Origin of the sequence: Streptomyces sp. CBMA123 (assembly GCF_014596465.1) — a bacterium.
Lineage (GTDB): Bacteria > Actinomycetota > Actinomycetes > Streptomycetales > Streptomycetaceae > Kitasatospora.
On sequence record NZ_MECK01000412.1, the window covers coordinates 20,250 to 47,026 of the forward strand.

The window sequence follows — 26,777 nt, forward strand, 5'->3', positions numbered from 1 at the left end:
CCGTCCTCCATGGTGTGTGGTCAGGCGCCGGTGGCCCGAACGTAGCAGCCCCGGGCCGCCCCGACGCGCCCCGTCCCTGTGATCGCGAGTTGACAGTTTGTCACTGTACGGCGGCGGCGAGAGCCGACGACAGTTGTGGTCTCCCATCCCATCTGCCTCCAGGGGGATCCCCATGACTTCGAACACCCTCGGAGTGGACTTCTTCGCACTGGACTCCTGGACGGAGCCCCCCGGTGAGCTGCGTGAGCGTATCGGGGCGACGCTCCGAGAGCGCGGCATAGCCGGCCTGACCGGCGCGCGCGGCCGCCACGACGCCCTGAAAGTCGCGCGCCTGCTGCTGGCCGAGTTGCACCCGCACCGCGACAGCGGCCCGGACGGACTGACCACCATCCGCGACACCGGACGCCAAGGCCACCGCATGGGCCTGGCCGGGCTGGGCCACAGCGATCTCGCCGTCCACACCGAGAGCTCCCAATTGCCGAGTCCCCCTCGCTTGGTCATACTCGTCTGCCTCCAGCCCGGCCGCGCCGGCGGCGAGAGCATCCTCGTCGACGGGCGCGCCGTTCTCGGCGAGCTGGCTGGCTTCCGGCCTGCGGCGCTGGAGGCCCTGTCCGCGCCGCGCGCAGCCTACTTCGGCGGCGCCGACGGACTCTTCGCCCCTGTCCTGGAAGACCTTCCGTCACGACGCTGGCGCGTCCGCCTGCGCCAGGACGAACTGGCCCGCTTCTCGCCGGAGGCGCAGGCTCAGATGCCCGCACTGCGCACCGCGATCGCTCGGCACACCGTCTCGGTGCGCCTGACCGCCGGACAGGCGATCCTCCTCGACAACCACCGCTTCCTGCACGGCCGTGCGGCGTTCACGGGCGAGCGGCTGCTGCTGCGCGCCCTCGGGCCGGCGCACAGTGCGCTCGGCCTCGAACCCGGGTTCGCTGCGCCGTGGAGCGCGGCCGAGGGCGCCAAGGATTCGGCGTGTCCGGCTCCTGCCGGCCGGACTGGTCCAGCAGCCGTGAAGCCGTGTTGAACGATCACGGCCACACCTCCCGGGCCGTCTCCACCGCCACTCCCCACACCTCAACCCGTTGAACAAGAGGCAGGCCAAGATGCGCGAAACCCTCGGAAAGGAACCCCCGGACATGACCGGTTCAGTCCCCGCCCTCGCCCGCTCCGCCGACCGACTCGAAGTCCTCGACACCAGTGTCCTGTGCCTGGTGCGGGCAGCCGTGCCGCAGCTCGCGCCGGAGCACCATACATCCATGGACCAGGTGTGGGCGGAGGCCGTCCAGGCGAACCCGGACCTCTTCGACGGCCCGGCGGTGGTGTGCACCGCCACCGAGCATGACGGCGACTGCCTCGTCCTGTCCTGGGCTCCCGTCACCTACCGGTACTTCGCGCTGCGCCGTGTGTCGGGAGCGCCCCGGGTGTCGTCCATGTTCGTGACCGTCGCTCAGTCGACTGACGTGGGCGGGGTGTTCGTGGGCCGGATGTCCGCCTCGACCGCGACTCCCGGACGGTGGCAGCTGCCCGGCGGCAACGTCGAGCCGCCGGTCGACGGCTCGCTGCTGGACGACGGCGAGCTGCGCCGTCAGGCGTGCCGGGAGCTGGCCGAGGAGGTCGGCGTGCACGCGGCCCCCGAGGACCTGAGACTGTGGGCAGTCACGCGCGGTGAGAACGGCAACATCGGCGTGCACTACGAGGCACCGCCCCTGCCGGAGAGGGTCGTGCGCGAGCAGTTCCAGGCATTGGTCCAGGCGGAGACCGTCAACGGCCACACCCCGGAACTGGACCGGATCACCGTCGTGGATGGGTCGGCTGCCGAACTGGAGGGCCCGCACGCGGACTACCTCGAAGCCCTGCTCCACCGCCGCGTGGGAGGGCCTGATGACGCGGGGAGGACCGATGAGTGACACTGGCAGAAACCCGCGCTGGCTCCTGAACGCTGCCCAGGGTCTGCGGACGGCGGAGCAGTCGGGCCTGGCCACGACCCCGCTGTCCCAGCTCCACCCGGAGCTGACGCTGGAGCAGGCGTACCGCGTTCAGGCGGCGGCGATCGATCGCCGCCTGGCCGGCGGGGGGCGCCTCGTCGGCCACAAGATCGGCCTGACATCGACGGCGATGCAGGAGCAGATGGGGGTGAGCGAGCCGGACTCCGGTGTCCTGCTGGAGAACATGGTGCTGCCGTGCGGCGGCGCGGTGCGCACGGCGGGCCTGCTCGCCCCCCGTGTCGAGGCCGAGATCGGGCTGCGGCTCGGTGAGGACCTCGCGGGGCCTGACGTCGATGGCCGGAGAGCCCGTGCCGCCGTGGCCGAGGTGTTCCTCGCGCTGGAAGTGATCGACACCCGGTACGGGAACTGGGGGATCACTTTGGAGGACAGCGTCGCCGACAACGCATCCTCCGCCCGCTTCGCCGTCGGCGAACCCGTCGCGTTCCACCCCGACATGGACCTGGGCCGCATCTTCGTAGCCGTCCACGTCGACAATCAGCTGACCTGCAGTGGCTACGGCAGAGACGTCCTCGGCGACCCCGTGAACGCGCTCCTGTGGCTGGCCCGCCGTCTCCACGGCCTCGGCACCGGCCTGCACGCCGGTGACATCGTCCTCCCCGGCTCGGTGCACGCCAGCATCCCGCTGCTCGCCGGCACGAGGGTCGAGGCGTCCTCGCCCCGGCTGCCCGCTGTCCTGCTACGCGCGATCTGACCGGCCGCGCTCATTCGGGCACTTCACATCGCCCTTCTTCTGGAGCACCCCTATGCCCTCACACCGCACGACCGGCGTCGCCGTGCTTGGCGCCGGCTTGATCGGCCTGGACCTGCTGGACAAGATCCGGCGTTCGCCGCTGCTGGACTGCCGCCTCGTCGCGGGCCGCAACAGCCAGACCCTCGGCCTGAGGCGGGCAGCCGAGATGGGCTACCCGACCACGGACGGCGGCATCACCGCGCTGATGGAGTCCATCGACGGCATCGCCGTGGTCTTCGACGCCTCCAACGCCGACTCCCATGCCGAGCACTGGTGCCACCTGGAGCCCACGAACGCCCTGCTCGTCGACCTGACCCCCAGCGGCCTCGGCACAGCGACCATCCCCACCGTCAACGGGGCTGACGCGCTGACCGAGCGCCACGTCGGCCTGGTCAGTTGCGGCGGACAGGCCGCGATCCCGATCCTGCACGCCCTCGCCCAGCACCAAACACCCCGCTACGTAGAGGTGGTCTCCACCGGCGCCAGCCGCAGCGCCGGCCGGGCGACCCGGCTGAACCTGGACGAGTACATCCACACCACCCAGCAGGCCGCCCGCCACTTCACCGGCGCCCCCACGGCGAAGGTGCTCGTCAACATCAGCCCGGCCACCACACCACCGTCCTTCCGCGTCACCCTGACCTGCCTCGTCGACGCCCCCGACCCCGAGACGATCCGCTCCCTCGTGGCCGACGCCGCGCACCGAGTCCAGCAGTTCGTCCCCGGCTACGCGGTGACCGCGCTGGAAATCGCGGCCGAACGCGTCACCGCCACCGTGGAGGTCACCGCGACCGGACGCCGCATCCCCGCCCACGCCGGAAACCTGGAGATCATCAACGCCGCGGCGATCCAGGTGGCCGAGGTGCGCGCGGGCACCCACCCGACCAGAGGAGCCCGCTCATGACCACCAACCTGCCCCGGGTCCTGCTCCACGACCCGACCCTGCGCGACGGCCACCACGCCGTCGGCCACCAGCTCACCCGCGAGCAGTTGTCCGCCTACGCGGCCGCCGCCGACCGCGCCGGCGTGCCCGTCATCGAAGTCGGCCACGGCAACGGGCTCGGCGCCTCCTCCCTGCAGATCGGCCGGGCCAAGCTGACCGACACCGAAATGCTCGACGCCGTCCGCGACGTGCTCACCAACGCCCGCATGGGCGTCTTCATGGGCCCGGGCTGGGGTACCGGCGACGACCTGCGACTGGCCGTCAGCCACGGCGTGCAAGTGGTGCGCCTCGCCGCGCACTGCACTGAGGCCGACGTCACCGAACGCCACCTCGGACTCCTCGCCGAGTGGGGCGTCGATGCACACGGCGTCCTACTGATGAGCCACATGGCCAGCCCAGGCCAACTCGCCGAACAGTGCGCCCTCATGGCCGGCTACGGCGCCCAGGCGGTCGGGATCTACGACTCCGCCGGCCACTACCTCCCTCAGGACGTGGCCGAGCGCATCACGGCGATCGCCGAAGCCGTCGACGTGCCGGTCATCTTCCACGGCCACAACAACCTGACCATGGCCACCGCTAATTCGGTCGCCGCCGTCGAAGCCGGCGCCAGGATCATCGACGCCTGCGCCCGCGGCTTCGGAGCCGGGGCGGGCAACACGCAGATCGAGGCCCTGGTCCCGGTCCTGGAACGCCTCGGCTACTCCACCGGCATCGACCGGCCCGCCCTGTTCGCCGCCGCCGACCTTGCCGAGCAGCAGCTGATGAAGGCCCCGCCCCACACCGACTCCGTTGCCGTGATGAGCGGCCTGTCCGGGGTGTTCTCCGGCTTCAAGAACCGCGTCCTCGACATCGCCGCCCGTGAAGGACTCCACCCCGGCGACCTGTTCGCCGAACTCGGCCGCCGCCAGGCCGTCGCCGGCCAGGAAGACCTGATCCCCGACGCCGCCTCCCACCTCAAGGAGATCACCATGCCCGTACACGACCAGCCCGCCCCGGAGATCCACCCCCGCCTCCACGACCTTCTGGTGGGCGAACTGCGCATCGAGCCCGACACCCTGGACCCGGCCTCGACGCTGGAGGAAATCGGCCTGGACTCCCTGGCCGTGGTGGAGCTGTCCGTGCTGCTGACCGAGGAGTTCGGCACCCCGATCACCGAGGACCTGGTCACCGGCCTGCGCACCCTCGACAACCTGAACCGGTACTTCACGTCGAACAGCCAGAAGGGATGACCGAAGCCATGGCCACCACCGCGCACCCGCATATCGGACCGGCCTGGACCATGACACCTGGCACCCGACCCGACCGCTACGCCTCCGCGCTCACCAGCGGTGCCAACGTCGCACTGGTGGACCTCGAGGATTCCGTCGCCGCCGACGCCAAGGACACCGCCCGCCGCGGCGCGCGGGCGTTCTTCGCCCAGGACGGCGGGCTCTGCATCCTCGGCATCCGCATCAACGCGCTGGCCACCCGGGACGGCATCAAGGACCTCGCCGCCCTCGCCGCCTACCCCCGCAAGCCCGACCTCATCCTCCTACCCAAGACCGAGTCCGCCCGCGACATCCACCTCCTGTCCGCCGTCCTCGACACCCCGGCCTACACCCCGGACCTGTTCGCCCTCATCGAGACGCCCCGCGCCATCGACCACCTGCCCGAGATCCTGACCGCGCCCCGCCTGTCCGGCGTCGTCTTCGGCTCCGCCGACTACTCCCTCGAACTCGGAACCGGGACCGGCTGGGAAGCGATGCGCCACGCCCGGCACACCATCGCCAACTGCTGCGCCGCCGCCGGCCTCATGGCCATCGACACCCCGTTCTTCGACCTCCACGACCTCGACGGCCTCATCGCCGAGGCGCGCCGGGCCAAGGAGATCGGCTTCCACGGCAAGGGCGCCATCCACCCCCGCCACCTGCCGCATATCACCGAGGTCTTCCGCCCCACCGACGAGGAGATCGCCGAGGCCCGTGCGGTCGTCGCCGCCGCCGAGCAGAGCGGCGACCACATCACCTCCGTCGACGGCCGCATGCGCGGCACCCCCTTCTTCGCCCGGGCGCGCCGCCTCCTCGCCAGCATCGGCGAACGACCGGAGCAGCCGAAGTGAGCGCCGAACCGCCGCAGGGCTACCGCTACGTCGGCGCGGGACGCGTGCGCGAAGTCGTCGGCCTCGGCTACCGCGACCTCACCGAGGGCCTGACCATCGAACACCGGCCCGGCCGCACCATCACCGAGACCGACAACACCCTCATCACCACGCTCAGCGGCAACGACGCCCCGCTCCACCTCGACGCCGTCTACGCCGCCCACACCCCCTGGGGCCGCATCCTCGTCTGCAGCGCCGTCACCCTCGCCGTCATCGGCGGCATGACCGCCCGCTCCGTCAGCGGCCTCACCACCGCCAACCTCGGCATGGCCGACGTGCAGTTCACCCACCCGGTCTTCGTCGGCGACACCCTCTACGCCGAAACCGAGATCACCAGCCGCCGCACCTCCCGCAGCCACCCGGACACCGGCGTGATCACCTGCCGCACCACCGGCCTCAACCAGGACGGCGCGCAGGTCGTCGCCTTCACCCGGACCTTCCTCCTCCCCCTCGACCCCGGCACCATCCGCACCCTCACCAACTACTAGACGGGAGCACCGTGAGCAGCGAACTCACCTTCGTCCAGGCTGGCGACACCCTGGCCCACGAGTACGAGAAGATGGCCGAACGCAGCTTCGGCCACACCGTCGGCGACATCACCCACCTGCACGGCCACGCCGACATCCGCGTCGCCGTACGCTCCGGCAAGGTCATCGCCGGCGGCCTCGGACTGCTCCTGCCGCAGTACTTCGGCGGCGCCCCCGTCCCCAGCGCACTTCTCGCCGCTGGAAGCGTCGCCCCCGAAGAACGCGGTAACCACCTGGCCGCCCGCATGGTCCACGAACGCCTGCGTCCGCTGCGCGAGCGCGGCGCCGTCATCTCCAGCATCTCCACCCTCTCCAACGGCTATGCCCGACACCTCGGTTGGCAGGCTCCCGTCGCGGTTTACGCCCACGCCGTCCACACCGACGACCTCAAACGCTCCTTCGACGCCGGAGACTTCCGCATCGAGACGGGCAGCGGGCCGGAGGCCCTCGACCTGCAACAGGACCTCGCCCGGCACTGGAACGGCCCCGTCCAGCGTCCCGCCTGGTGGGAGGACTGGAAGACCGCCAAGAACAGCCTGACCACCTACAGCTTCCATCGGCCCGGCGCTCCGATCTCCGGATGGCTCTCGATCACCACCAGCCGACGAGAGCGACACGGTACCGACCTCACCGTCCACGATTTCTGGGCACACGACCACGAATGCGCCGCCGCGATGCTCGCCTTCCTCGGCCGCTACAACAGCCGCGCGGACACCGTCCACTTCCGCCGCGGCGCCCTGCCGCCCACGCCCCTGCTGCTGCACAATCTCCACCGCTACCAGGTCACCACCCGAGCCTGGCATCCGTGGATGCTGCGCATCCTCGACCCCCGAGGCGCGGTCCGCCTGCGCGGGTGGCCCCACGACCTCGACCTGGAACTGCTGATCGAGATCGGCGAAGCAGCCCCCCGCACGACGCACCGCCGCTACCTCCTCCGAATCTGCGCCGGCGCCGCCGACCTCACCCCCGCCCGGGACGAAGGCCAGGTGACGCTCACCAACGGCCAGTTCGCCGCGTGGTACGCCGGAGGCCTCCGGAGCCCCGAGGCCGCCCGACTCTCGGGTATCCGGGCCCGCTCCGACGCGTCCCTCGCCGCGTTCATCCGGGTCACCGCCAACGAGGAACCCTGGCTACCCGACCACTTCTAGGTTCGAGCTCCACCGCACAGTCAGGAACGAGAGCCCCGGTCGACAGCAGTCACACTCCCAACCGGATGTCCGAGCATAGGCGGTGGGCCTCTGGCGCGAGATCCAAGCCGCCACGGGCCACCGAGGAAGGCATCGGCGAACTCTGCCCCAGCACGGCACGAAGTTCCCGGGCTAGGGCCGATAGGCGAGTACCCGCGACGACCTGCAACAGTGATGGATGACAACAGCGAGTTAGTGGTCGTTGTTACATTGTTCGCTCGACCATGCTCATGGATCCGACGTTCGAACCCACCCGCTTCTTCCTGGCCAAGCACCGATCCGCACCGGAAAGTACGTCTACGACAACGGCGTCTACTACGAGGTGGCCGGACTCTGGCGACTCACCGCCGACACGCCCGCCTGACCACGGCCGGCTTCGCCCCCGACCGCGGGCCACCCGTCATACCGGGGAGCAGGAGCGCCGTTCCGGCTTCCGAACAGTGACCGGCCCCGGGAGAGCGGCGGGTGGCTCGGCGCGTCGGCGCGGGCCGCGCCCGCTTCGGTGGCGAGGCCGGTCAGTGGCAGTGCGGCAAGGAGCGCCGTCGTGGGAAGCGATCGAGCCGCCCCGGCCGGCTGGTCCGAGGACCAGCCGGCCGGGCATCCGGTGGATCGTCCCCCCGAGCTCACCAGCAGCCGGCGCCGGTCGGCGATCGTGGCGGCCTCCTGGGGCGTCGGAGTCCGCACAGAACTCGCGTGGACGACCGCCGCTCCTTCCGCGGCGTTCCGGGCGCGGTAGGCGCCGGTGAGGGACGTCTGATCGCGGGCCGCCGCTCCCGGATGGGCGGGGGCCGTCCGGCGGGGGTGGGCGGGGGCCGTCCGCCCCCGCCGGACGCAGGCGCGGGGATGGCTACTTGACGAAGCTCTCGACGACCTTCGGCGGCCAGACCCCGACCTTGAGGACCCCCATGGAGTAGGCCCGGGAGACCAGGGCGGCGCGATTCGGCACCCGCAACTTCCGCAGCAGGCAGGTCACGTGGTACTCGACGCCCTGGCGGCTCAGGTAGAGCTTCGCGGCGAGCGGTACGGTCGAGACGCCGGCGGCGATGCCTTCGAGGATCCTGGCGTCGATCTCGCTCAGCAGCTTCTTCTGGCCGGCCACGACCTCGGACCCGCCCGCCGCCGGACGTCCGTCGGGCATCATCACCAGGATCGACGACTCGTCGGGGAGCCCACCGCGCACCATGACGGCGGTGAGCGGAACGGTGAACGCCTCCTCGTCCGGACCGACCGCTATGACGTCGGTGGCGAAGCGGTCTCGCCGTCCCTCGATCAGGCCGGAGAACTGACGCAGCAGCGGCTGCTGGACACTCGGGTGCACGAGATCGCTGAAGGTCCGGCCACAGAGGTCGGTGGAGGAGCGCCCGAACTGCCAGAAGAAGGCCTCGTTGGCCTGCCGGATGGTGAGGGTCCGGTCGAGCTGCGCCATGGTCAGGCCGGGCTGCCCGGCCAGCGGGTGGTGCTGTGATCCCGCGCCACTGCCAACGGCGCGGTCGGGCTCGATGGTCCGTGCGGCATCGGCCTGGATTGCATAAGTCGCCACGGAAAGTCGGATCCCTTCAAGGCACGAGTGCGGTTTGATCTCCTCGGGACATCCCGGCGCTTCCTCCGACGGCCTGAGCCGCGGTGAATCCCGCACGGAACCCCGGGCACCGGTGAACACCGGTCAACGGCGGCCGGCGCCCGTTTCCGGCCAATTCCATGGGCGTACCGATTCCATGGGCATGCTGAGGAGAGGCTCGATGACAATTCCGATATTCCGGCGCCTTTGCCTGGGACGTACCGCAATTGTGACTGACGGTGAGCCATCGTAGTCAAGCCCCTCGACTAGGAATATATGGGACCCGTCAAGAAGCCCTCAAGCACCCGAACCACCCCGGCCGGGATCGCTCCGATCCCTGGAACCGGTGTGCGACTACCGTATCCGCGGAGCAGTCGGGGGGAACACGTGGAGGAATCATGGACTCCCCTTCGCGGGCCGGGACTTCCCGGCGAATCGGGACACAAGGGACGATCGACCGAGAGGCCGGGTCCGGCCGGGACCGGCCGGACCGAGGACTAAGGAATTCCCGGCGCCGGGCGTGAGACCAATGTGGCGTGCAGTCCCGACCGCCGAACCGCCCCGAGGGAGTCCGATGAGCGCCGCGCAACGGCCGATCCTGTTTGTCAGCCTTCCGGAGAGCGGTCTGCTCAACCCCCTGCTGGTGCTGGCCGGCGAGCTGGCCCGGCGGGGCGTGCCCGACCTCTGGTTCGCCACGGACGAGCCCCGGCGCGCCGACGTGCGCGCCCTGGCCGACCAGTCGGCGGTGGAGTTCGCCTCCCTCGGGGAGGTCTTCTCCGAGCTGTCCGCGGTCAGCTGGGGCGACGAGGTGTACCGCCAGGTGACCCAGCCGTCCCGGTTCAAGGCGCACCGGGCGGTGATCCGGCAGTCCTACCGACCCGACCTGCAGGCCGAGAAGTACCGCCGGCTCGCGACCGTGGTGGACAAGTGCGACCCGGCCCTGATGGTCATCGACTGCGTCAGCGCCTTCGCGGTCGACCTGGCCCTGACCCGGGGCATTCCGTTCGTCCTGAGCGTCCCGTTCCTGCCGAGCAATGTGCTCACCTCGCACAGCCCTTTCGGGCCTTCCTACACTCCGAAGGATTTCCCCGTTCCCCATTCCGGCCTGCCCTACCCGATGGGTTTCGGCCAACGGCTGCGCAACCGGCTCTTCAAGCTCCGCACGCTCGCGCTGTTCTTCCACCCGGCGATGGGGAAGGTGCTCTCCGAGGACGCACGGCTGCGCAAGGAGCTGGGCCTTCCGAAGCCCAGCCCGATGACCCGGATCGATCGTGCGGAAATGGTGCTGTGCAATTCCGTGCGGGAGCTGGACTATCCGTTCGAGATCCCGGGGAAGGTGGAGCTCGTCGGGGCCATGGTGCCACCGTTGCCGGAGGCTTCGCGGGCCGAGGACGGGACCGGTGTCATGGACTGGCTGGACGCCCAGTCCTCCGTGGTCTACATGGGTTTCGGCACGATCACCCGGCTCACCCGGCCGCAGGTGGCCGACCTGGTGGAGGTCGCGCGGCGCCTCGACGGCCGGCACCAGGTGCTGTGGCGGCTGCCGGCCGAGCAGCAGCACCTCCTGCCGCCGCGCGACGAACTGCCGGGCAACCTGCGGGTCGAGAGCTGGCTGCCGTCCCAGCTGGACGTGCTGGCCCACCCCAGGGTCGAGGTGTTCTTCACCCACGGCGGCGGCAACGGCTTCCACGAGGGCGTGTACTTCGGGAAGCCGCTGGTGATCCGGCCGTTGTGGGTCGACTGCTACGACCAGGCCGTGCGCGGACGGGACTTCGGGATCAGCCTGACCCTGGACCGGCCCCAGGACCTCGACCCGGACGACGTCGTGGACAAGCTCAGCCGCGTCCTCGGGGACCGCTCCTTCCGTGAGCGCGCCGAACGCATCGGCACCGCGCAGCGCGCGGCCGGCGGCCGGACCGCCGCGGCCGACCTCCTGCTCGGCCTGCCGGCCCTGGCCTGATCACCCACCCCACCGTCCCCGGGCCGACCCGCGACGCGGCTACCCGCCACGTGGCGGCCCGTCACAGAGTGAGGACCCCATGCCCTTCACCATCCCCGTGTCCCGGCCGAGCCTGGACGGGCGCGAGCTGGACTACGTCACCCGCACGATCGGCGACGGCTGGATCTCGTCCCAGGGGCCGTACGTCCGGCGCTTCGAGGAGGCCTTCGCCGACTACAACGGCTCCGCCCACGGCGTCGCCTGCTCCTCGGGCACCGCGGCCCTCACGCTGGCCCTGCGCGCACTCGGCGTGGGGCCGGGCGACGAGGTCATCGTGCCGGAGTTCACCATGATCGCCTGTGCCTGGGCGGTGACCTACACCGGCGCCACCCCGGTGTTCGTCGACTGCGCGGACGACCTGAACATCGACGTGACGCGGATCGAGGAGCGCATCACCCCGCGCACCAAGGCGATCATGCCGGTGCACGTCTACGGCCGGCGGTGTGACATGGCGGCGGTCATGGAGATCGCCCACCAGTACAACCTGCGGGTCGTGGAGGACTCCTCCGAGGCCCACGGCATCCGCCCGGTCGGCGACATCGCCTGTTTCTCGCTGTTCGCCAACAAGATCATCACGGCCGGTGAGGGCGGCATCTGCCTCACCGACGACCCCCGGCTGGCCGGCCAACTCGCCCACCTGCGGGCGATGGCCTTCACCGCCGACCACAGCTTCCTGCACAAGAAGCTCGCCTACAACTTCCGCATGACGGCCATGCAGGCCGCCGTCGCCCTCGCCCAGACCGAACGCCTGGACGAGTTCCTCGCGGCCCGCAAGGAGATCGAGCGACGCTACGACCAGGGCCTCAAGGACGTCCCCGGGATCACCGTGATGCCACCCCGGGACGTGCTGTGGATGTACGACCTGCGGGCCGAACGCCGCGGCGAACTAAGGGAGTTCCTGACCGGCGAGGGTATCGAGACCCGGCTGTTCTTCCAGCCGATGAGCCGCCAGCCCGGCTACCTCGACCCGGCCTGGCCCGACCTCAAGGCGACCCGCTTCGCCGCCGACGGCCTCTACCTGCCCACCTACACCGCCCTGACCACTACCGACCAGGACCGCGTGATCGAACGGGTCCGCGCGTTCTACGGCGCGTCCTGAAGCGCACCACGCCCGAGGGAGACCCGACGACATGACGAGCGCCGAACCGCGGGTGGTCGAGTTCCCGCTGCGCAGGCCCGGCGAGGCCTTTCCGCCGCCCCGCTACCAGGACTACCGCGAACAGCGCGACCTGGTGGTGTGCCACCTGCCCAACGGGAACCGGGTGTGGCTGGTCACCCGGCACGAGGACGTCCGGGCCGTCCTGACCGACCGCAGGATCAGCTCCAACCCCGACCACCCGGGCTTCCCCAACATCAGCCAGACCATGGGCGTGCCCCGCCAGGAGCAGATCCCCGGATGGTTCGTCGGTCTGGACTCGCCCGAGCACGACCGTTTCCGCAAGGCGCTCATCCCCGAGTTCAGCGTCCGCCGCGTCCGGGAGCTGCGGCCCGCCGTCGAGCAGACCGTGGACCGGTGCATCGACGCCATGCTGGCCGCCGGGACGGAGGCCGACCTGGTCGCCGACTTCGCCCTGCCCGTCCCCTCGCTGGTCATCTCGGCGCTGCTCGGCGTGCCCCCGGTCGACCGGGACTTCTTCGAGTCCCGCACCCGCACCCTGGTGGCGATCCGCGCCTCCACCGAGGCGCAGCGCGACACCGCCTCGCGCGAACTGCTGCGCTACATCAACCGGTTGGTCGCCATCAAGCAGAAGTGGCCCGGTGACGACCTGATCAGCCGGCTGCTGGCGACCGGCGCGATCGAGCCCCAGGAGATGTCCGGGGTGCTGATGCTGCTGCTCATCGCCGGGCACGAGACCACCGCCAACAACATCGCGCTCGGCGTGCTCACCCTGCTGGACAACCCCCGGTGGATCGGGGACGACCGGGTCGTGGAGGAGACGCTGCGCTTCCACTCGGTGGCCGACCTGGTGTCCCTGCGGGTCGCGACCGAGGACGTCGAGATCGCCGGCCGGCTGATCCGGGCCGGCGAGGGCATCATCCCGCTGGTGGCGGCGGCCAACCACGACGAGCAGGCCTTCGCCTGCCCGCACGCCTTCGACCCGGCCCGCACCGAGCGCCACCACGTGGCGTTCGGCTACGGCGTCCACCAGTGCCTGGGCCAGAACCTCGTCCGGATCGAGATGGAGATCGCCTACCGCAGGCTCTTCGAGCGCATCCCGGGCCTGCGACTGGCGGTGCCGACCGAGGAACTGCCGTTCAAGTACGACGGCGTGCTGTGCGGCCTGCACGCGCTGCCGGTCCGCTGGTAGCAGCCGGACGCCCACGACACCGGCCCGCCCCGGCCCGCCCCGCCCCGACACCGCCCCAGGAGAGATGTCCATGCGCGTCACCGTCGACACCGCACGCTGCGTCGGCGCGGGCCAGTGCGTGCTCAACGCCGGCGCCGTCTTCGACCAGGACCAGGACGGCGTGGTCGAACTGCTCGACCCCGCCGCAACCGACGAACACCCGGAGGCGGTCGGGCTGGCCGCCACGCTCTGCCCGTCCGGCGCCATCACCGTCCACCGGGACTGAATCCCGCACCGAAAGAGGACCCGCCCCATGACCAGTCCCGGCACATCGAGCACGCTGTGGCTGCGCCGCTTCCACCCGGGCGCCGACCGCCCCGTACGTCTGGTGTGCTTCCCGCACGCCGGCGGCTCCGCCAGCTTCTACCACCCCGTCTCCGCGGCCCTCGGTGCTCGCGCCGAGGTGATCGCCCTGCAGTACCCCGGGCGGCAGGACCGCCGACTGGAGCCGTGCGTCGAGGACATCGACACCCTCGCCGACCGGATCACCGACGAACTGCTCACCCTGGACGAGCGCCCCACCGTCTTCTTCGGCCACAGCATGGGTGCCGTCCTCGCCTTCGAGACCGCCTGGCGGCTCGAACGGAAGGGCACCCACGCACCCGGGGCCGTCATCGCCTCCGGCCGCCGGGCGCCGTCCACCACCCGGACCGAGACCGTGCACCAGCGGGACGACGAGGGCGTCATCGCCGAACTCAAGCTGCTCAACGGCACCAGCGCCCACCTGCTCGGTGACGAGGAGATCCTGCGCATGGCGATGCCCGCGATCCGGGCCGACTACCGCGCCGTCGAACGCTACACCTGCGGACCGGAGCGCGTCCTCGGCTGCCCGATCACCGCGCTCACCGGGGACGCCGACCCCCGGACCACCGTCGCCGAGGCCCGCGCCTGGCAGGACCACACCAGCGGTGCCTTCCGGCTCCAGGTCCTCCCCGGGGGGCACTTCTTCCTGGCCGAGCAGCAGGCGGCGGTCCTGCGGGAGATCACCTCCGAACTCGCCGCGCTCCGCTGAACAACCGGCGGCCGAACCGCCCTTGAGCCGCCGCCGGCCCCGCCCGGCGGCGCCGGCAGGACAAGGACCACTGATGCGCACTCTCCTGGTCGACAACTACGACTCGTTCACCTACAACCTGTTCCACTACCTCGCCGAGGTCAACGGGCGGGAGCCGGAGGTCATCCGCAACGACGACCCGTCCTTCCGGCCCGAGCTGCTCGACGACTTCGACGCCGTCGTCCTCTCCCCGGGCCCCGGCACCCCGCACAACCCCGCCGACTTCGGCCACTGCGCCGGGATCGCCCGCGAGGGCCGGCTGCCCGTCCTCGGCGTGTGCCTCGGCCACCAGGGTCTCGCCCTCGCCCACGGCGCCGCCGTCGGCCGGGCGCCCGAGCCCCGGCACGGGCGCACCTCGGACGTGCGGCACACCGGCACCGGGCTGTTCCGTCACCTGCCCAATCCGCTGGAGGTCGTCCGCTACCACTCGCTCGCGGTCACCAGCCTCTCCCCCGCGCTGGAACCGATCGCCTGGGCGACCGACGACGGCGTGGTGATGGCCCTGCGCCACCGCGAACTCCCACTGTGGGGCGTACAGTTCCACCCCGAGTCGATCGGCACCGAGGCCGGGCACCGGCTGCTCGCGAACTTCCGGGACATCGCCGAACAGTCCAACCACGCGCAGCGCCGCGGTCGTCGGCGCGGCCCCGCCGCCCCGCGGCCCGGCGGGCGGTTCGCCCCCACGCCACGGCCGGCCACCCGGCAACTGACCGTCCTGGCCCGGAAGATCGACACCCGGTGGGAAGCCGAGACCGTCTTCGACCGGCTCTTCCGCACCGGCAGCCACCCGTTCTGGCTGGACAGCAGCCTCCCCGGCGGGCGGCTCGGCCAGGTCTCCGTCGTGGGCGACGCTTCCGGTCCACTCGCCCGGGTGGCGAGCGCGGACGTCTCCCGGGGGACCGTCACGGTGACGGCCGGGGGCGGCACCCAGGTGCTGGAAGGAGAGTTCCTGCGCTGGCTCGACGCGGACCTGCGCTCGCTGCGCGTGGAGGTGCCCGAGCTGCCCTTCGACTTCGCACTCGGCTGGGTCGGCTGCCTCGGCTACGAACTCAAGGCCGAGTGCGGCGGCGACCGCGCCCACCGGTCACCCGACCCCGACGCCGTCATGGTGTTCGCCGACCGGGCGGTCGTCCTCGACCACCGCACCGGAACCGCCCACCTGCTCGCCCTGGCCGAGGACGGCGTGGAAGGCCCCGCCAGGGCCTGGCTGCGGGACACCGCCGCCCGGCTCACCGCGCCGGCGCCCCGCACCGACCCGCCGGACCACAACCCGCCCGACCTTCCCGCCGGCCTGCGGCTGCGCCACCCCCGGGAGGCCTACCTCAAGCTCATCGACGCCTGCCAGGACGAGATCGGCGCGGGTGAGACCTACGAGGTCTGCCTCACCAACATGATCGACGCCCCGGCCGCGTTCGACCCCTGGCAGGCCTACCGCGCCCTGCGGCGGATCAGCCCGGCGCCGTTCGCCGCCTTCCTGGACTTCGGCGGACTGTCCGTGCTCAGCTCCTCCCCCGAGCGCTTCCTGCGGATCGGGCCGGACGGCGTGATGGAGTCCAAACCGATCAAGGGCACCCGCCCGCGCGGCGCCACCCCGCAGGAGGACACCCTGCTGGTCGCCGACCTGGCGACCAGCGAGAAGGACCGGGCCGAGAACCTCATGGTCGTCGACCTCGTCCGGCACGACCTCGGCCGGTGCGCGGAGACCGGATCCGTCGTCGCCGAGCCGCTCTTCGACGTCGAGACGTACGCCACCGTCCACCAGCTGGTCAGCACCGTACGGGCGCGGCTGCGCCCCGGGTGCAGCACGGTCGACGGCGTGCGGTCGGCCTTCCCCGGCGGCTCGATGACGGGCACGCCCAAGATCCGCACCATGCAGATCATCGACCGCCTGGAGAACGGCCCGCGGGGCATCTACTCGGGCGCGATCGGCTACTTCTCACTGACCGGAGCAGCCGATCTGAGCATCGTCATCCGCACCGCCGTGGTGGCCGAAGGGCGGCTGCGCTACGGGGTGGGCGGCGCGATCATCGCCCTCTCCGACGCCGAGGCCGAGTTCGACGAGACCGTGGTGAAGTCCCGCCCGCTGCTGGCGCTGCTGGGCACCTCGTTCCCCGAGCAGCGACCGGCCGTCCCGCACTCCGCCGCGCGACCGCACTGACTCTCTAGGTCTTTCCCGGCGGCCGTCGGCCGAGGATGACAGCCGCAACCCGCACCGACCCCGGGAGTGAAGGTGTCCGTCCACAGCGATGACTACGCGATCGATCCGGCCGCCGGGACACCCGGCGCGCTGGGCGGTCACACCCTGCCCGGGGTGTTCGCGGCGGCCGTCCGGCGCGCCCCCGACGCCGTCGCACTGGTCGACGGCGATCGCGAACTGACCTGGCGCCAGTGGCACGCGGAGGTGGCGTCGCTGGCCCGGGCGCTCCAGGAGCTGGGCGTGGGCCCGGGTGACGTGGTCGCGGTCCAGCTGCCGAACCGCTGGGAGTACCCGACCGCCCACCTGGCCGTGGCCACCGTCGGCGCGGTCATGCTGCCGGTGCACGCCGGGTACGGCGCCGCCGACGTACGGGCGCTGCTGGGCCGGGTGGACCCGGTGGTGGCCCTGCTCGCGCCGGAGGCGGCGGGCACCGCCCCCGCGCTGTCGGCGGCCGTACCGTCGCTGCGGGCGGTGCTGGTCGCGGGGGATCCGGACGGGCTGCCGCCCGGGGTCCGCTCGCTGGCCCGGACGACGGCCGATCACGCGGGCCGGGAACCGCACCCGGTCGAGGTCCGGCCGGACCAGCCGCTGGTCCTGATCCCGTCCTCCGGCACCACCTCGGCCCGGCCCAAGATCTGCCTGCACAGCCACGACGGGCTGCTCTCCAACACCGCCCCCGTCGCCGAGGAGGGCGGCGCGGCCTTCGCCGGCGCCGTCCTGACGGCCTGCCCGCTCACCCACCTGTTCGGCCTGCAGTCCCTGCACACCGCGCTGTTCCGGGCCTGCCCACAGGTCCTGCTGCGCGGCTGGGACCCCGAAGGCTTCCTGGCCCTGGCCCGGCGCACCGCGCCCAGCGCCGTCTTCGCCGTCCCCGCGCAGCTGCACGACGTCCTCGGCGCGCTGGAGCGCAGCGGGCAGCAGCCCGGCTTCCGGCCGCAGCAGGTGCGCACCGCCGGGGCGGCGATCCCCGCCGCGCTGGCGGCGGCCGTACGGGCGACGCTCGGCGGCGAGCTGGTGGTGGTCTGGGGCATGTCCGAACTGGGCACCGGCACCCGGACCTCCCCGGTCGACCCGGACGGGGCCGCACCCCGCGGCGTCGGACGGCCGACCAGCGGCGCGCGGGTGCGGATCGTCGGTGAGGACGGACGCCGGCTGCCCCCCGGCGAGGCCGGCGAACTCCAGTACCGCAGCCCGAGCATGTTCCGCGGCTACTACCGGGAGCCGGAACTGACCCGCGCCGCGATCACGGCGGACGGCTGGCTGCGCACCGGCGACCGGGCGAGCCTCGACGCGGAGGGCCGGCTCTCCTTCCACGGCCGGTCGGCCGAGCTGATCAACGTGGGCGGGCGGAAGTTCGACGCCACCGAGATCCAGGACGAGCTGGCCGCGATGCCCGGCATCGGTCCGCTCGCCGTCGTCGGCCGGCCGGACGAACGCCTCGGCGAGTACCCGTGCCTGGTCCTCACCCGCCGGGCCGACCCGGGCATCGGCCTGCGGGCGGTGACCGGCTTCCTGAAGGCCCGGGAGATCGCCGAGTACAAGATCCCGCTGGAGCTGGTGACCGTCGCCGAACTGCCGCGCACCCCGGCCGGCAAGCTCCACCGGCGGGCGCTGGAGGAACTGGTCGCCCAGCCTTCGGCATCGGCATCGTCGGCGTCGGCGCCCCCGGCCCCGCTCGACTACGGCGACGCGCTGGACCTCGTACGCGGTTGCGCGGCCGAGGTGACGGGCCGCAGGACGCAGGACGAGCCGATCGGCGCGGACACCGCGTTCCGCGCCTACGGACTCGACTCGGTGCGCACCATCCGACTGCGCAACCTGCTGGTGGAGGCCACCGGGCGGCCGCTGCCGGTGAGCCTCGGCTTCGACCACCCCACCCCGGCCGCCGTCGCGCTCCTGCTCTCGGGCTCGGCCGCGGACCGGCCCGACCAGCAGCCGCACGCCGCCTCCGACGAGCCGGTGGCGATCGTCGGCATGGCCTGCCGGCTGCCCGGCGGCGTCGCCTCCCCCGACGACCTGTGGACGCTCCTCACCGACGGCACCCACACCGACTCGGCCTTTCCCGACGACCGCGGCTGGGACGTCGAGGGCCTGTTCCACGAGGACCCGGACCACCCCGGCACCTCGTATGTGCGCCGGGGCGGCTTCCTGCCCGACGCCGGACGGTTCGACGCCGGGTTCTTCGGCTTCTCACCGCGCGAGGCCCTGGCCGCCGACCCACAGCAACGCCTGCTGCTGGAGACCGCCTGGGAGGCGCTGGAACACGCCCGGATCGACCCGACCACCCTGCGCGGCAGCCGCACCGGGGTGTTCACCGGCGCGATGTACCACGACTACGGCGCCCGTTCGGGATCCGGCGCCCCGGCAGAGCTGGAGGGCCTGCTCGGGATCGGCACCGCCGGCAGCGCGCTGTCCGGACGGATCTCGTACGTCCTCGGGCTCCAGGGCCCGGCCCTCACCGTGGACACCGCCTGCTCGTCCTCGCTGGTGGCCCTGCACCTGGCCGCCCGCTCGCTGCGTTCCGGCGAGTCCTCGCTCGCCCTGGCCGGCGGCGTCGCCGTGATGGCCACACCGGCGTCGTTCGTCGAGTTCTCCAGGTTGCGCGGGCTGGCCGCCGACGGGCGCTGCAAGGCGTTCTCGGACGACGCGGACGGCGCCGTCTGGGCCGAGGGGGTGGGCCTGCTCGTGCTGGAGCGGCTGAGCGACGCACGCCGCCACGGGCACCAGGTGCTCGCCCTCGTCCGGGGCACGGCCGTCAATCAGGACGGTGCCTCCAACGGCATCACCGCACCCAACGGCCCGGCGCAGCAACGGGTGATCCGGCACGCCCTCGCCGACGCCGGGCTCGACCCCGCCGACGTGGACGCCGTCGAGGCCCACGGCACCGGAACGGCCCTGGGCGACCCGATCGAGGCACAGGCCCTGCTGGCCGTGCACGCCGGCCGGCGGCCCGCGGAGCGGCCGCTCTGGCTCGGGTCCCTGAAGTCCAACCTCGGCCACACCCAGGCGGCGGCCGGCGTGGCCGGGGTGATCAAGACGGTGCAGGCGCTGCGGCACGGGCTGCTGCCCCGCACCCTGCACGTCACCGCGCCCACGGCCCGGGTGGACTGGTCCTCCGGCGCGGTCCGGCTGCTCACCGAGGCCCGCCCGTGGCCCCACGAGGCCGGCCGGGTGCGGCGGGCCGGGGTCTCCTCGTTCGGGATCAGCGGAACCAACGCGCACGTGGTGCTGGAGGAGGCGCCCGCGCCGGCCGAGCCCGACGGCGGCGCCCTGCGCGGGACCGGGCCGGTGCCGTTCGCACTCTCCGCCCGCAGCGAGTCCGCGCTGCGGGCCCAGGCGGGGCGGCTGGCCGAGCACGCCGCCGCCCGCCCGGAGCACGCCCTGCCCGACCTCGCCCACGCACTGGCCACCACCCGCGCCGTCCACGGCCACCGGGCCGTGCTGGTCGCCGCCGAGCACGGCGAACTCATCACCGCGCTGCGGCGGTTCGCCGCCGGGGAGCCCACCTCGGTCACGCCGGTGACGGGCCGACGCGGCGGCGGCGGGCGGCTCGCCTTCCTGTTCGCCGGACAGGGCAGCCAGCGCCCCGGGATGGGGCGTGAACTCGCCCGGGCCTTCCCGGAGTTCGCGGCCGCCCTGAAGGAGGTGTGCGCGGAGCTCGACCCGCTGCTGCCGCGACCGCTGCGTTCCGCCCTGTGGGAGGCGCCGGAGCTCCTCGACCGGACGGAGTTCGCCCAGCCCGCGCTGTTCGCCCACGAGGTCGCGCTGCACCGCCTGCTGGGCTCCTGGGGCGTGCGTCCGGACCTGCTGGCCGGGCACTCGGTCGGCGAGATCGCCGCCGCCCACGTGGCCGGGGTGCTGTCGCTGGCCGACGCCTGCACGCTGGTCGCCGCCCGGGGCCGGCTGATGCAGGCCCTCCCCGCCGGTGGCGCGATGCTCGCCGTCCGGGCCACCGAGGACGAAGTCCGCCCGCTGCTCGACGAGTTCGTCTCGCTCGCGGCGGTGAACGGCCCCTCGTCGGTGGTCGTCTCGGGTACGGCGGAAGCGGTCGAGGCGATCGGGGACCACTTCTCGGACCGCAGGACGACCCGGCTGCGCGTCTCGCACGCGTTCCACTCGCCGCTGCTGGACCCGATGCTGGCGGAGTTCCGTGAGGTGCTCGACGGCCTGTCCTTCGGCGCGCCCACCCTCCCCCTGGTCTCCGCCGTCACCGGCCGACCGCTGACCGAGGACGAGGCCCGCGACCCCGGCCACTGGATCCGGCAGGCCCGCGAGCCGGTCCGGTTCCGGGACACCGTCGAACGGCTGCGCGGGGAACGGGTCGACGCCTACCTGGAACTCGGCCCTGCCTCCGCGCTCGCGCCGATGGTCGCGGAATGCCTCGCCGCGGCGAGTGGCTCCACCGCCGTGATCGCCACCGGGGCCGCGGACGAGACCCGAGGGGTGCTCGCCACCGCCACGGCGCTGCACCTGCACGGTGTGCCGGTCGACTGGGACGCCGTCCTGCCCGGCGCCCGGCCGGTGTCGCTGCCGACGTACGCGTTCCAGCGGCGGGCGTACTGGCTGGCCGCCCAGGCATCCGTGTCCGCGCCACCCTCCCCCGGCGACGAACCGTCCCCGGTGCTCGCCCCGGCCGGGACCGGGGGACACGACGGCGTCCTGCGCGAACTCGTGCTCACCGAGACCGCGGCCGTGCTCGGGCGGACCGCCGCCGAACTGGGTACCGCCCAGTCCTTCAAGGACCTCGGAGTCGACTCCGTCAAGGCGGTCGAACTGCGCGACCGGCTCGCCGCGGCCACCGGCGCCGAACTCCCCGCGACCCTGGTCTTCGACCATCCGACGCCGGAGGCCGTGGCCCGCGCGCTCGGCGCCCGCCTCGGCCGAGACGGTGCGGCCGCCCGGCCGGCCACCGCTGCCGAACTGGTCGACCGACTGGCCGAACTGCTCGCCGCCGGCCCGGGCCTCGACCCGGCCACCGCCGGCCGGCTGCGTGACCTCGCCCGACGCGGCGGCCCGGTCGGATCCGGAGCCGGCTCCGGACCCACGTCCGCGCCGGACCTCGGCACCGCCACCGACGAGGACCTGTTCCGCCTGATGGACGCGCTCGACTGACCCGCCCGCCTAGCGAAAGCACGCCATGACCGCCCGCACTCCCCCGTACCCGCCCCCCGCAGCCGACCACGACCTCGTGATCGAGGCGGTCGACGTCAGCATGACCTTCGGCACCGTCCGCGCGCTCGACGCGGTCAGCCTCGCCGTCCCCCGCGGCAGCGTGCTGGCCCTGCTCGGCCACAACGGCGCCGGCAAGACCACCCTGGTGAACATCCTCACCACCGCCCTGTCCCCCACCTCCGGCCGGGCCTCGGTCTCGGGGTACGACGTCGGTGACCGGCCCGCGGAGGTCCGCCGCCGGATCGGCCTCACCGGCCAGTACGCCACGGTGGACGGACGGCTCAGCGGCCGGGACAACCTGCTCCTGCTCGCCCGACTGCTCGGGGCCGGCCGCCGGGCCGCCCGGGCCCGGGCCGAGGAGCTGCTCGAACTGTTCGATCTCGGCCAGGTGGCCGACCGACCGGCCCGCGGCTACTCCGGAGGGCTGCGCCGTCGCCTCGACCTGGCCGCCGGCCTGGTCGGACGGCCCGAGGCGGTGTTCCTCGACGAACCCACCACCGGCCTCGACCCGGTGAGCCGGCTCGGCCTGTGGGAGATCGTCGAGGGACTGGTCGCCGACGGGACCACCGTGCTGCTCACCACCCAGTACCTCGACGAGGCCGACCGGCTCGCCGACTCCGTCACGGTGCTCTCCGGCGGCACCGTCGTCGCCGCCGGCACCCCCGCCGAGCTCAAGGCCCGGGTGGGCCGGCGCACCGTCACCGTCGTCCTCGACGGCGGCGGATCCGAAGACCCGGAGCGGGCCGCCGAGTCGCTGCGCCGGGCCGGGCTGGCACCCGTCCCGGGCCGTGAGGGCACCGCCCTGGTCGTCCCGATCGAGGCCACCCGCGAGATCGCGGCCGTGGTCCGGGCCCTCGACGCGGTCGGGGTCGAGGCCGCCGAACTCACCTTCGGCGAACCCGGCCTGGAGGACGTCTACCTCGCCCTGGCCCACCGCAGCGACCGCCCGGAAGGACCCTCTCGGTGACCACCACGCTCGACACCGGCCGACCGCCCCGCGCCGGGACACCCGCCCCGCCCGCCTGGCGCGGAAGCTCGCGGCCCGCCCAGATCCGCATCCTCACCGGACGGTCGCTGCGCGCGCTCGTCACGGATCCCGCCGTCCTGCTCTTCGGCCTGCTCCAGCCCGTCATCACGCTCGTGGTGCTGTCCCAGGTCTTCAGCCGGATGGGACTGCCGCCGCACTTCCCGCCGGACGTCACCTACCTGGACTTCGTCCTGCCGGCCGTCCTGGTGGACAACGCCGTGCAGTCCGCCGTCCAGTCCGGCGTCGGGCTGGTCGAGGACCTGCAGAACGGCATCGTCGCCCGGCTGCGCTGCCTGCCCGTCGCGCCGAGCTCGCTCCTGGTCGCCCGCAGCCTCACCACCCTGGTGCGCGCGGCCGTCCAGGCCGGGGTGATCCTGCTGCTCGGCACCACCGTGCTCGGCTACTCCCCGCGCGGCGGCGTCGGCGCGATCGCCGGCTCGATCGGGCTGACCCTCTTCATGAGCTGGGCGATCGGCTGGCTGTTCATCGCCGCGGCGGCCTGGCTCCGACGGGCCGAGCCGATCCAGAACCTGGCGATCATCGCCGTGCTCCCGCTGATGTTCGCCTCCAGCGCCTACGTCCCGACCGCCGACCTGCCGGGCTGGCTCGCCGCCGTCGCCCACGTCAATCCGCTCACCTACGCGATCGACACGACGCGCGCCCTGGCGCTCGGCCTGCCCGGCACGGGCAGCGCCGTCCCGGCGCTGCTGCTCGGCGCCGCGGTGGCGGGGATCGGCGGGTGGCTCGCGGCGCTCGGCTTCCGCCGGCCGCTGACGCCGCGCTGAACCGGGGACGCCACCGGCCGGGCCCCTTCCGCGTTTCGGTGCGGAAGGGGCCCGGCCGTCGGCGTGTCAGGACGTCGTCCGGACCGCCGACGAGTACAGCGGCCAGCCCTCGTGGTCCGGGCGGCAGGACACCTGCGCGAACCACCCGGACTTCCGCAGCAGCGCAGGCACCGTCGCGCCGTGCAGGTGGCCGTGCTCGACCACCAGCGCACCGCCCGGCCGCAACAGCCCGGCGGCCGCCTCCACCACCTGCCGGACGACGCGCAGGCCGTCGGCCCCGCCGAACACGGCCTGCCGGGGCTGGAAGCGGCCGAACTCGTCCGGCACCTCGGCCGTGTCCGGCATGAACGGCGGGTTGGCGAGCACGAGGTCCGCCTCGCCGGCCAACCCGGTCAGTGCGCCCGCCCGGACGGCCCCGCCCTCGTGCACCGTGATCGCGGTGTCCCCGAGCGCGGCCCGCCGGGCGGCGTTGCGGCGGGCGAAGTCCGCGGCGACCGGATCGAACTCGACCGCGTGCACCCGGGCGTCCGGCCGGTGGTGTGCCAGGGCCAGGCCGATCGCTCCGGAGCCGGCGCACAGGTCCACCACCGTCGGCCCGGCGACCCCTTCGACGCTCTCCCGACCGGCCGCCAGCACCAGCTCACTGTGCACCCGGGGCACGAACACGCCCGGCCCGACCACGAGTTCCAGGCCGGCGAACTCGGCGCGCCCGGTCAGGTGGCCCAGCGGCACCCCTTCGGCCCTTCTGCCCACCAGGTCACGCAGCCGCCGGACGGCTCTGCCGTCGAGCACCCGCTCCCGGTCCAGTCCGGCCGGTCCGTCCCCGAGCACCCGGGCCGCCAGCTCCTCCGCCTCCCGCCGGGCCGCGGCGCCCGCCGTGACCTCCAGCGCCAGCACCGCGTCGTCGAGCAGCTCCCCGAGCAGCGTCGTTCCCATTCCTTGCCTCCCGGCCCCTGGTACGACGCCCTCCGCCGCACGATGCCGCCCACTGTGCGCCCGGAACGGCTAGGTGACCTTCCAGAACTGGTGACCGGTCGGGGGTGCGTGCGGGAGCGTCGCGGGCACGAAGACCCGTCGCGGGGGCCCAGGGCTGGGCTCCCGCGACGGGTGGAGGGCCGGATCGGGTCAGTCGGACAGGCCCAGCTCGTGGTCCAGGAGGTCGAACATCTCGTCGTCCGAGGCGGACTCGAAGTCGAAGGCCCCGGAGCCCGTGGGCCCGTCGGCGGCGGCGCCGCGGGCGGCGAGCCACTTCGAGCGCAGCACCTCCAGGCGGGCGGCCACCTGGTCGAACAGCTCCTCGGCCGATCCGTTCACCTCGACCGTTCCGAACGCCAGCTCGATCCGGTCGAGTTCGGCCAGCAGCGCCGCCGGTCCGACGGTGGGCTCGGGCGCCAGGCCGAGCCGGTCGAAGAGGTGCTCCACCAACTCCGCCACCGTCGGGTGGTCGAAGACCAGGGTGGCCGGCAGCCGCAGGCCCACCAGCGAGCCCAGGCGGTTGCGCAGTTCGACGGCCGTCAGGGAGTCCAGCCCGAGGTCCTGGAAGGCCCGCTGCGGGTCGACGCCGGAGGCCTCGGTGTGGCCGAGGACCGCGGCCACCTGCTGTCGGACCGCGTTCAGCAACACCTCCTGCCGTTCCGCGCCCGGCAGTTCGGTCAGCTGCCGGAGGAACCCGGCGCCGCCGCCCGCGGCCGCGCCCCGTCGCACCGGAGCGCGCACCAGGCCGCGCAGGAGCGGGGGGATCTCGCCGCGCCGGCTCAGGGCGGCCGGGTCGAGGCGCAGCGGCAGGACGGCGGGTGCCGTCCCGGCCGTGGTCGCGTCGAACAGCGCGAGGCCCAGTTCCGGCGTGAGCGGCGGCATACCGGCCCGGGCCAGCCGTTCGGCCTCGGCCTCGGTGAGGGTGCCGGTCATGCCGCCGGTGCCGGTCCACGGGCCCCAGGCCAGGGAGACGGCAGGCAGCCCGAGGGAGTGGCGGTGGCGGGCGAGTGCGTCCAGGAAGGCGTTGGCGGCCGCGTAGTTGCCCTGGCCGGGGTTGCCGAGCGTGCCGGCCGCCGAGGAGAACAGGACGAAGGCCTCGACACCTTCGGCGGCCCGGTGGAGGTTCCACGCCGCGTCCGCCTTCGGGCGCAGGACGGCACTGACCCGCTCGGGCGTGAGCGCGCCGATCGTCCCGTCGTCCAGGACGCCCGCGGTGTGCACGACCGCGCGGACGTCGTGGCGGGCGAACAGCCCGGCGACAGCCGCCTCGTCGGCGACGTCGCAGGCCTCGACGGCCGTCTCGGCGCCGAGGTCGGCCAGTTCGGCGACCAGTTCGGCCACGCCGTCGGCGGCGGCGCCGCTGCGGCTGACGAGGAGCAGGCCGCGCACGCCGTGCTCGGCGGCGAGGTGGCGGGCCACCAGGCGGCCCAGGCCGCCGGTGCCGCCGGTGATCAGCACCGTGCCCTCGGTGGGCCAGCTCGGGGCCTCCGCCGCGCGCTCCTCCCGAGCCAGCCGGGCGGCGAACAACTCGCCCTCCCGGAGCAACAGTTGCGGCTCGTCGACGGTGAGGACGGCGGGCAGGAGCTCCGTCTCGGCGGTGCCCAGGTCGAGCAGGCCGAACCGGCCGGGCTCCTCCGAGGCCGCCGAGCGGACGAGGCCCCAGGCCGCCGCACCGGCGAGGTCGGCGCCGGACACCGCGCCCCGGGTGACGAACACCAGCCGCGAGGCGGCGAAGGCCTCCTGTGCGAGCCACGTCTGGACCGTTTCCAGGACGGCGGTCACCCGGGCGTGCACCGACTCGGCTCCGCCGCCCGGGAGTTCGGCCAGCACCACCGGCGGCACGTCGGACCGTGCGGCGAGCCCGGCCAGCGCCTGCGCGGTCGGCTCGACGGCGACGAACGCCACGTCCGTGGCGGCGGGTGTCCGCACCGGCACCCAGTCGACGCGGAACAGCGCGTCGTGGCCCGCCGGGCGGGCCCCCGCGCCGAGCTGCTCGGCGGCGATCGGCCGGGCGGGGGGGGCGACCGGGGGAACAACGGCCTGCGGACGGTCGGTTCGGGGGAACCGACCGGCCGCGAGGCCGCCGGTGCGACGCTGCTGCGGCTGAACCCCGCACCGGCCCGCACCACCGAGGCGGGACA

General features: G+C 73.3%; 20 protein-coding genes and 1 pseudogene. 18 read left to right on the plus strand and 3 right to left on the minus strand.

Annotation, left to right across the window (positions count from 1 at the left end; genetic code table 11):
• The first annotated feature begins 193 nt into the window (after positions 1-193).
• From BG452_RS32190 to eis, 9 genes and pseudogenes are all read left to right on the plus strand, one after another.
• Positions 194-1,021 (plus strand): TauD/TfdA family dioxygenase, encoded by an 828-nt coding sequence (locus BG452_RS32190; protein ID WP_188307882.1) that lies wholly within the window; start codon positions 194-196, stop codon positions 1,019-1,021.
• Positions 1,022-1,133: 112 nt separating this feature from the next.
• The gene (locus tag BG452_RS32195) at positions 1,134-1,904 is read left to right on the plus strand and encodes an NUDIX domain-containing protein (protein ID WP_188307883.1); all 771 of its coding nucleotides are present in this window, start codon (positions 1,134-1,136) and stop codon (positions 1,902-1,904) included.
• The gene (locus tag BG452_RS32200; protein ID WP_188307884.1) at positions 1,897-2,694 is read left to right on the plus strand and encodes a 2-keto-4-pentenoate hydratase; all 798 of its coding nucleotides are present in this window, start codon (positions 1,897-1,899) and stop codon (positions 2,692-2,694) included. The genes BG452_RS32195 and BG452_RS32200 overlap by 8 nt, the downstream gene beginning before the upstream one ends.
• A gap of 52 nt (positions 2,695-2,746) precedes the next feature.
• On the plus strand, positions 2,747-3,634 hold the full coding sequence (locus tag BG452_RS32205; RefSeq protein ID WP_188307885.1) for an acetylating acetaldehyde dehydrogenase: 888 nt from the start codon (positions 2,747-2,749) through the stop codon (positions 3,632-3,634).
• 8 nt (positions 3,635-3,642) lie between these two features.
• Positions 3,643-4,629 (plus strand): annotated as a pseudogene (gene dmpG / locus BG452_RS32210) (4-hydroxy-2-oxovalerate aldolase); the annotation flags it as partial.
• A 12-nt stretch (positions 4,630-4,641) separates the two neighbouring features.
• The gene (locus BG452_RS46175) at positions 4,642-4,902 is read left to right on the plus strand and encodes an acyl carrier protein (RefSeq protein ID WP_223243040.1); all 261 of its coding nucleotides are present in this window, start codon (positions 4,642-4,644) and stop codon (positions 4,900-4,902) included.
• The gene (locus BG452_RS32215; protein WP_223243031.1) at positions 4,899-5,771 is read left to right on the plus strand and encodes an HpcH/HpaI aldolase/citrate lyase family protein; all 873 of its coding nucleotides are present in this window, start codon (positions 4,899-4,901) and stop codon (positions 5,769-5,771) included. The genes BG452_RS46175 and BG452_RS32215 overlap by 4 nt, the downstream gene beginning before the upstream one ends.
• On the plus strand, positions 5,768-6,298 hold the full coding sequence (locus BG452_RS32220; RefSeq protein WP_188307886.1) for a MaoC family dehydratase: 531 nt from the start codon (positions 5,768-5,770) through the stop codon (positions 6,296-6,298). Before BG452_RS32215 ends, BG452_RS32220 begins: the two co-directional genes overlap by 4 nt.
• A gap of 11 nt (positions 6,299-6,309) precedes the next feature.
• Positions 6,310-7,485: an enhanced intracellular survival protein Eis gene (gene eis, locus BG452_RS32225; RefSeq protein ID WP_317621331.1), complete on the plus strand. Its 1,176-nt coding sequence runs from the start codon at positions 6,310-6,312 to the stop codon at positions 7,483-7,485.
• 886 nt (positions 7,486-8,371) lie between these two features.
• On the opposite strand, the gene BG452_RS32230 is transcribed toward eis, so the two are convergent.
• Positions 8,372-8,950 carry a LuxR C-terminal-related transcriptional regulator gene (locus tag BG452_RS32230; RefSeq protein WP_188307904.1) on the minus strand — a complete coding sequence of 193 codons (579 nt, stop codon included), beginning with the start codon at positions 8,948-8,950 and terminating at the stop codon, positions 8,372-8,374.
• Between the two features lie 706 nt (positions 8,951-9,656).
• Between BG452_RS32230 and BG452_RS32235 the strand changes: the two genes are divergently transcribed.
• The 9 genes from BG452_RS32235 (at position 9,657) to BG452_RS32275 (ending at position 23,661) form a co-directional block, all read left to right on the plus strand.
• A complete protein-coding gene (locus tag BG452_RS32235) occupies positions 9,657-11,042 on the plus strand; it encodes a glycosyltransferase (RefSeq protein WP_188307887.1) in 1,386 nt (461 codons plus the stop codon).
• A gap of 79 nt (positions 11,043-11,121) precedes the next feature.
• On the plus strand, positions 11,122-12,180 hold the full coding sequence (locus BG452_RS32240) for a DegT/DnrJ/EryC1/StrS family aminotransferase (protein WP_188307888.1): 1,059 nt from the start codon (positions 11,122-11,124) through the stop codon (positions 12,178-12,180).
• A gap of 31 nt (positions 12,181-12,211) precedes the next feature.
• Positions 12,212-13,390, plus strand: coding sequence for a cytochrome P450 (locus BG452_RS32245; protein ID WP_188307889.1), 1,179 nt, complete (start codon positions 12,212-12,214; stop codon positions 13,388-13,390).
• Between the two features lie 70 nt (positions 13,391-13,460).
• Positions 13,461-13,655 carry a ferredoxin gene (locus BG452_RS32250; RefSeq protein WP_188307890.1) on the plus strand — a complete coding sequence of 65 codons (195 nt, stop codon included), beginning with the start codon at positions 13,461-13,463 and terminating at the stop codon, positions 13,653-13,655.
• 27 nt (positions 13,656-13,682) lie between these two features.
• Positions 13,683-14,441: a thioesterase II family protein gene (locus BG452_RS32255; protein ID WP_188307891.1), complete on the plus strand. Its 759-nt coding sequence runs from the start codon at positions 13,683-13,685 to the stop codon at positions 14,439-14,441.
• 73 nt (positions 14,442-14,514) lie between these two features.
• Positions 14,515-16,638 (plus strand): aminodeoxychorismate synthase component I, encoded by a 2,124-nt coding sequence (gene pabB / locus BG452_RS32260; RefSeq protein ID WP_188307892.1) that lies wholly within the window; start codon positions 14,515-14,517, stop codon positions 16,636-16,638.
• A 72-nt stretch (positions 16,639-16,710) separates the two neighbouring features.
• Positions 16,711-21,789, plus strand: a complete 5,079-nt coding sequence (locus tag BG452_RS32265) for a type I polyketide synthase (protein ID WP_188307893.1) — start codon at positions 16,711-16,713, stop codon at positions 21,787-21,789.
• Between the two features lie 25 nt (positions 21,790-21,814).
• A complete protein-coding gene (locus BG452_RS32270) occupies positions 21,815-22,816 on the plus strand; it encodes an ATP-binding cassette domain-containing protein (protein WP_188307894.1) in 1,002 nt (333 codons plus the stop codon).
• Positions 22,813-23,661: an ABC transporter permease gene (locus BG452_RS32275; protein WP_188307895.1), complete on the plus strand. Its 849-nt coding sequence runs from the start codon at positions 22,813-22,815 to the stop codon at positions 23,659-23,661. Before BG452_RS32270 ends, BG452_RS32275 begins: the two co-directional genes overlap by 4 nt.
• A 66-nt stretch (positions 23,662-23,727) precedes the next feature.
• Here BG452_RS32275 and BG452_RS32280 read toward each other — a convergent pair whose 3' ends face one another.
• Together BG452_RS32280 and BG452_RS32285 are read right to left on the minus strand one after the other, a co-directional pair.
• Positions 23,728-24,597: a N5-glutamine methyltransferase family protein gene (locus BG452_RS32280; RefSeq protein WP_188307896.1), complete on the minus strand. Its 870-nt coding sequence runs from the start codon at positions 24,595-24,597 to the stop codon at positions 23,728-23,730.
• 189 nt (positions 24,598-24,786) lie between these two features.
• The coding region (locus BG452_RS32285; RefSeq protein WP_223243032.1) for a type I polyketide synthase at positions 24,787-26,777 on the minus strand (1,991 nt) is incomplete at its 5' end.

What these genes read in the sequence shown, in the direction of transcription:
- BG452_RS32195 (WP_188307883.1), top strand. Translation starts at nt 1,134, where the DNA reads ATGACCGGTTCAGTCCCCGCCCTCGCCCGCTCCGCCGACCGACTCGAA.
- BG452_RS32200 (WP_188307884.1), top strand. Translation starts at nt 1,897, where the DNA reads ATGAGTGACACTGGCAGAAACCCGCGCTGGCTCCTGAACGCTGCCCAG.
- BG452_RS32205 (WP_188307885.1), top strand. Translation starts at nt 2,747, where the DNA reads ATGCCCTCACACCGCACGACCGGCGTCGCCGTGCTTGGCGCCGGCTTG.
- BG452_RS46175 (WP_223243040.1), top strand. Translation starts at nt 4,642, where the DNA reads ATGCCCGTACACGACCAGCCCGCCCCGGAGATCCACCCCCGCCTCCAC.
- BG452_RS32215 (WP_223243031.1), top strand. Translation starts at nt 4,899, where the DNA reads ATGACCGAAGCCATGGCCACCACCGCGCACCCGCATATCGGACCGGCC.
- BG452_RS32230 (WP_188307904.1), bottom strand. Translation starts at nt 8,950, where the DNA reads ATGGCGCAGCTCGACCGGACCCTCACCATCCGGCAGGCCAACGAGGCC.
- BG452_RS32235 (WP_188307887.1), top strand. Translation starts at nt 9,657, where the DNA reads ATGAGCGCCGCGCAACGGCCGATCCTGTTTGTCAGCCTTCCGGAGAGC.
- BG452_RS32240 (WP_188307888.1), top strand. Translation starts at nt 11,122, where the DNA reads ATGCCCTTCACCATCCCCGTGTCCCGGCCGAGCCTGGACGGGCGCGAG.
- BG452_RS32245 (WP_188307889.1), top strand. Translation starts at nt 12,212, where the DNA reads ATGACGAGCGCCGAACCGCGGGTGGTCGAGTTCCCGCTGCGCAGGCCC.
- BG452_RS32250 (WP_188307890.1), top strand. Translation starts at nt 13,461, where the DNA reads ATGCGCGTCACCGTCGACACCGCACGCTGCGTCGGCGCGGGCCAGTGC.
- BG452_RS32255 (WP_188307891.1), top strand. Translation starts at nt 13,683, where the DNA reads ATGACCAGTCCCGGCACATCGAGCACGCTGTGGCTGCGCCGCTTCCAC.
- pabB (WP_188307892.1), top strand. Translation starts at nt 14,515, where the DNA reads ATGCGCACTCTCCTGGTCGACAACTACGACTCGTTCACCTACAACCTG.
- BG452_RS32270 (WP_188307894.1), top strand. Translation starts at nt 21,815, where the DNA reads ATGACCGCCCGCACTCCCCCGTACCCGCCCCCCGCAGCCGACCACGAC.
- BG452_RS32280 (WP_188307896.1), bottom strand. Translation starts at nt 24,597, where the DNA reads ATGGGAACGACGCTGCTCGGGGAGCTGCTCGACGACGCGGTGCTGGCG.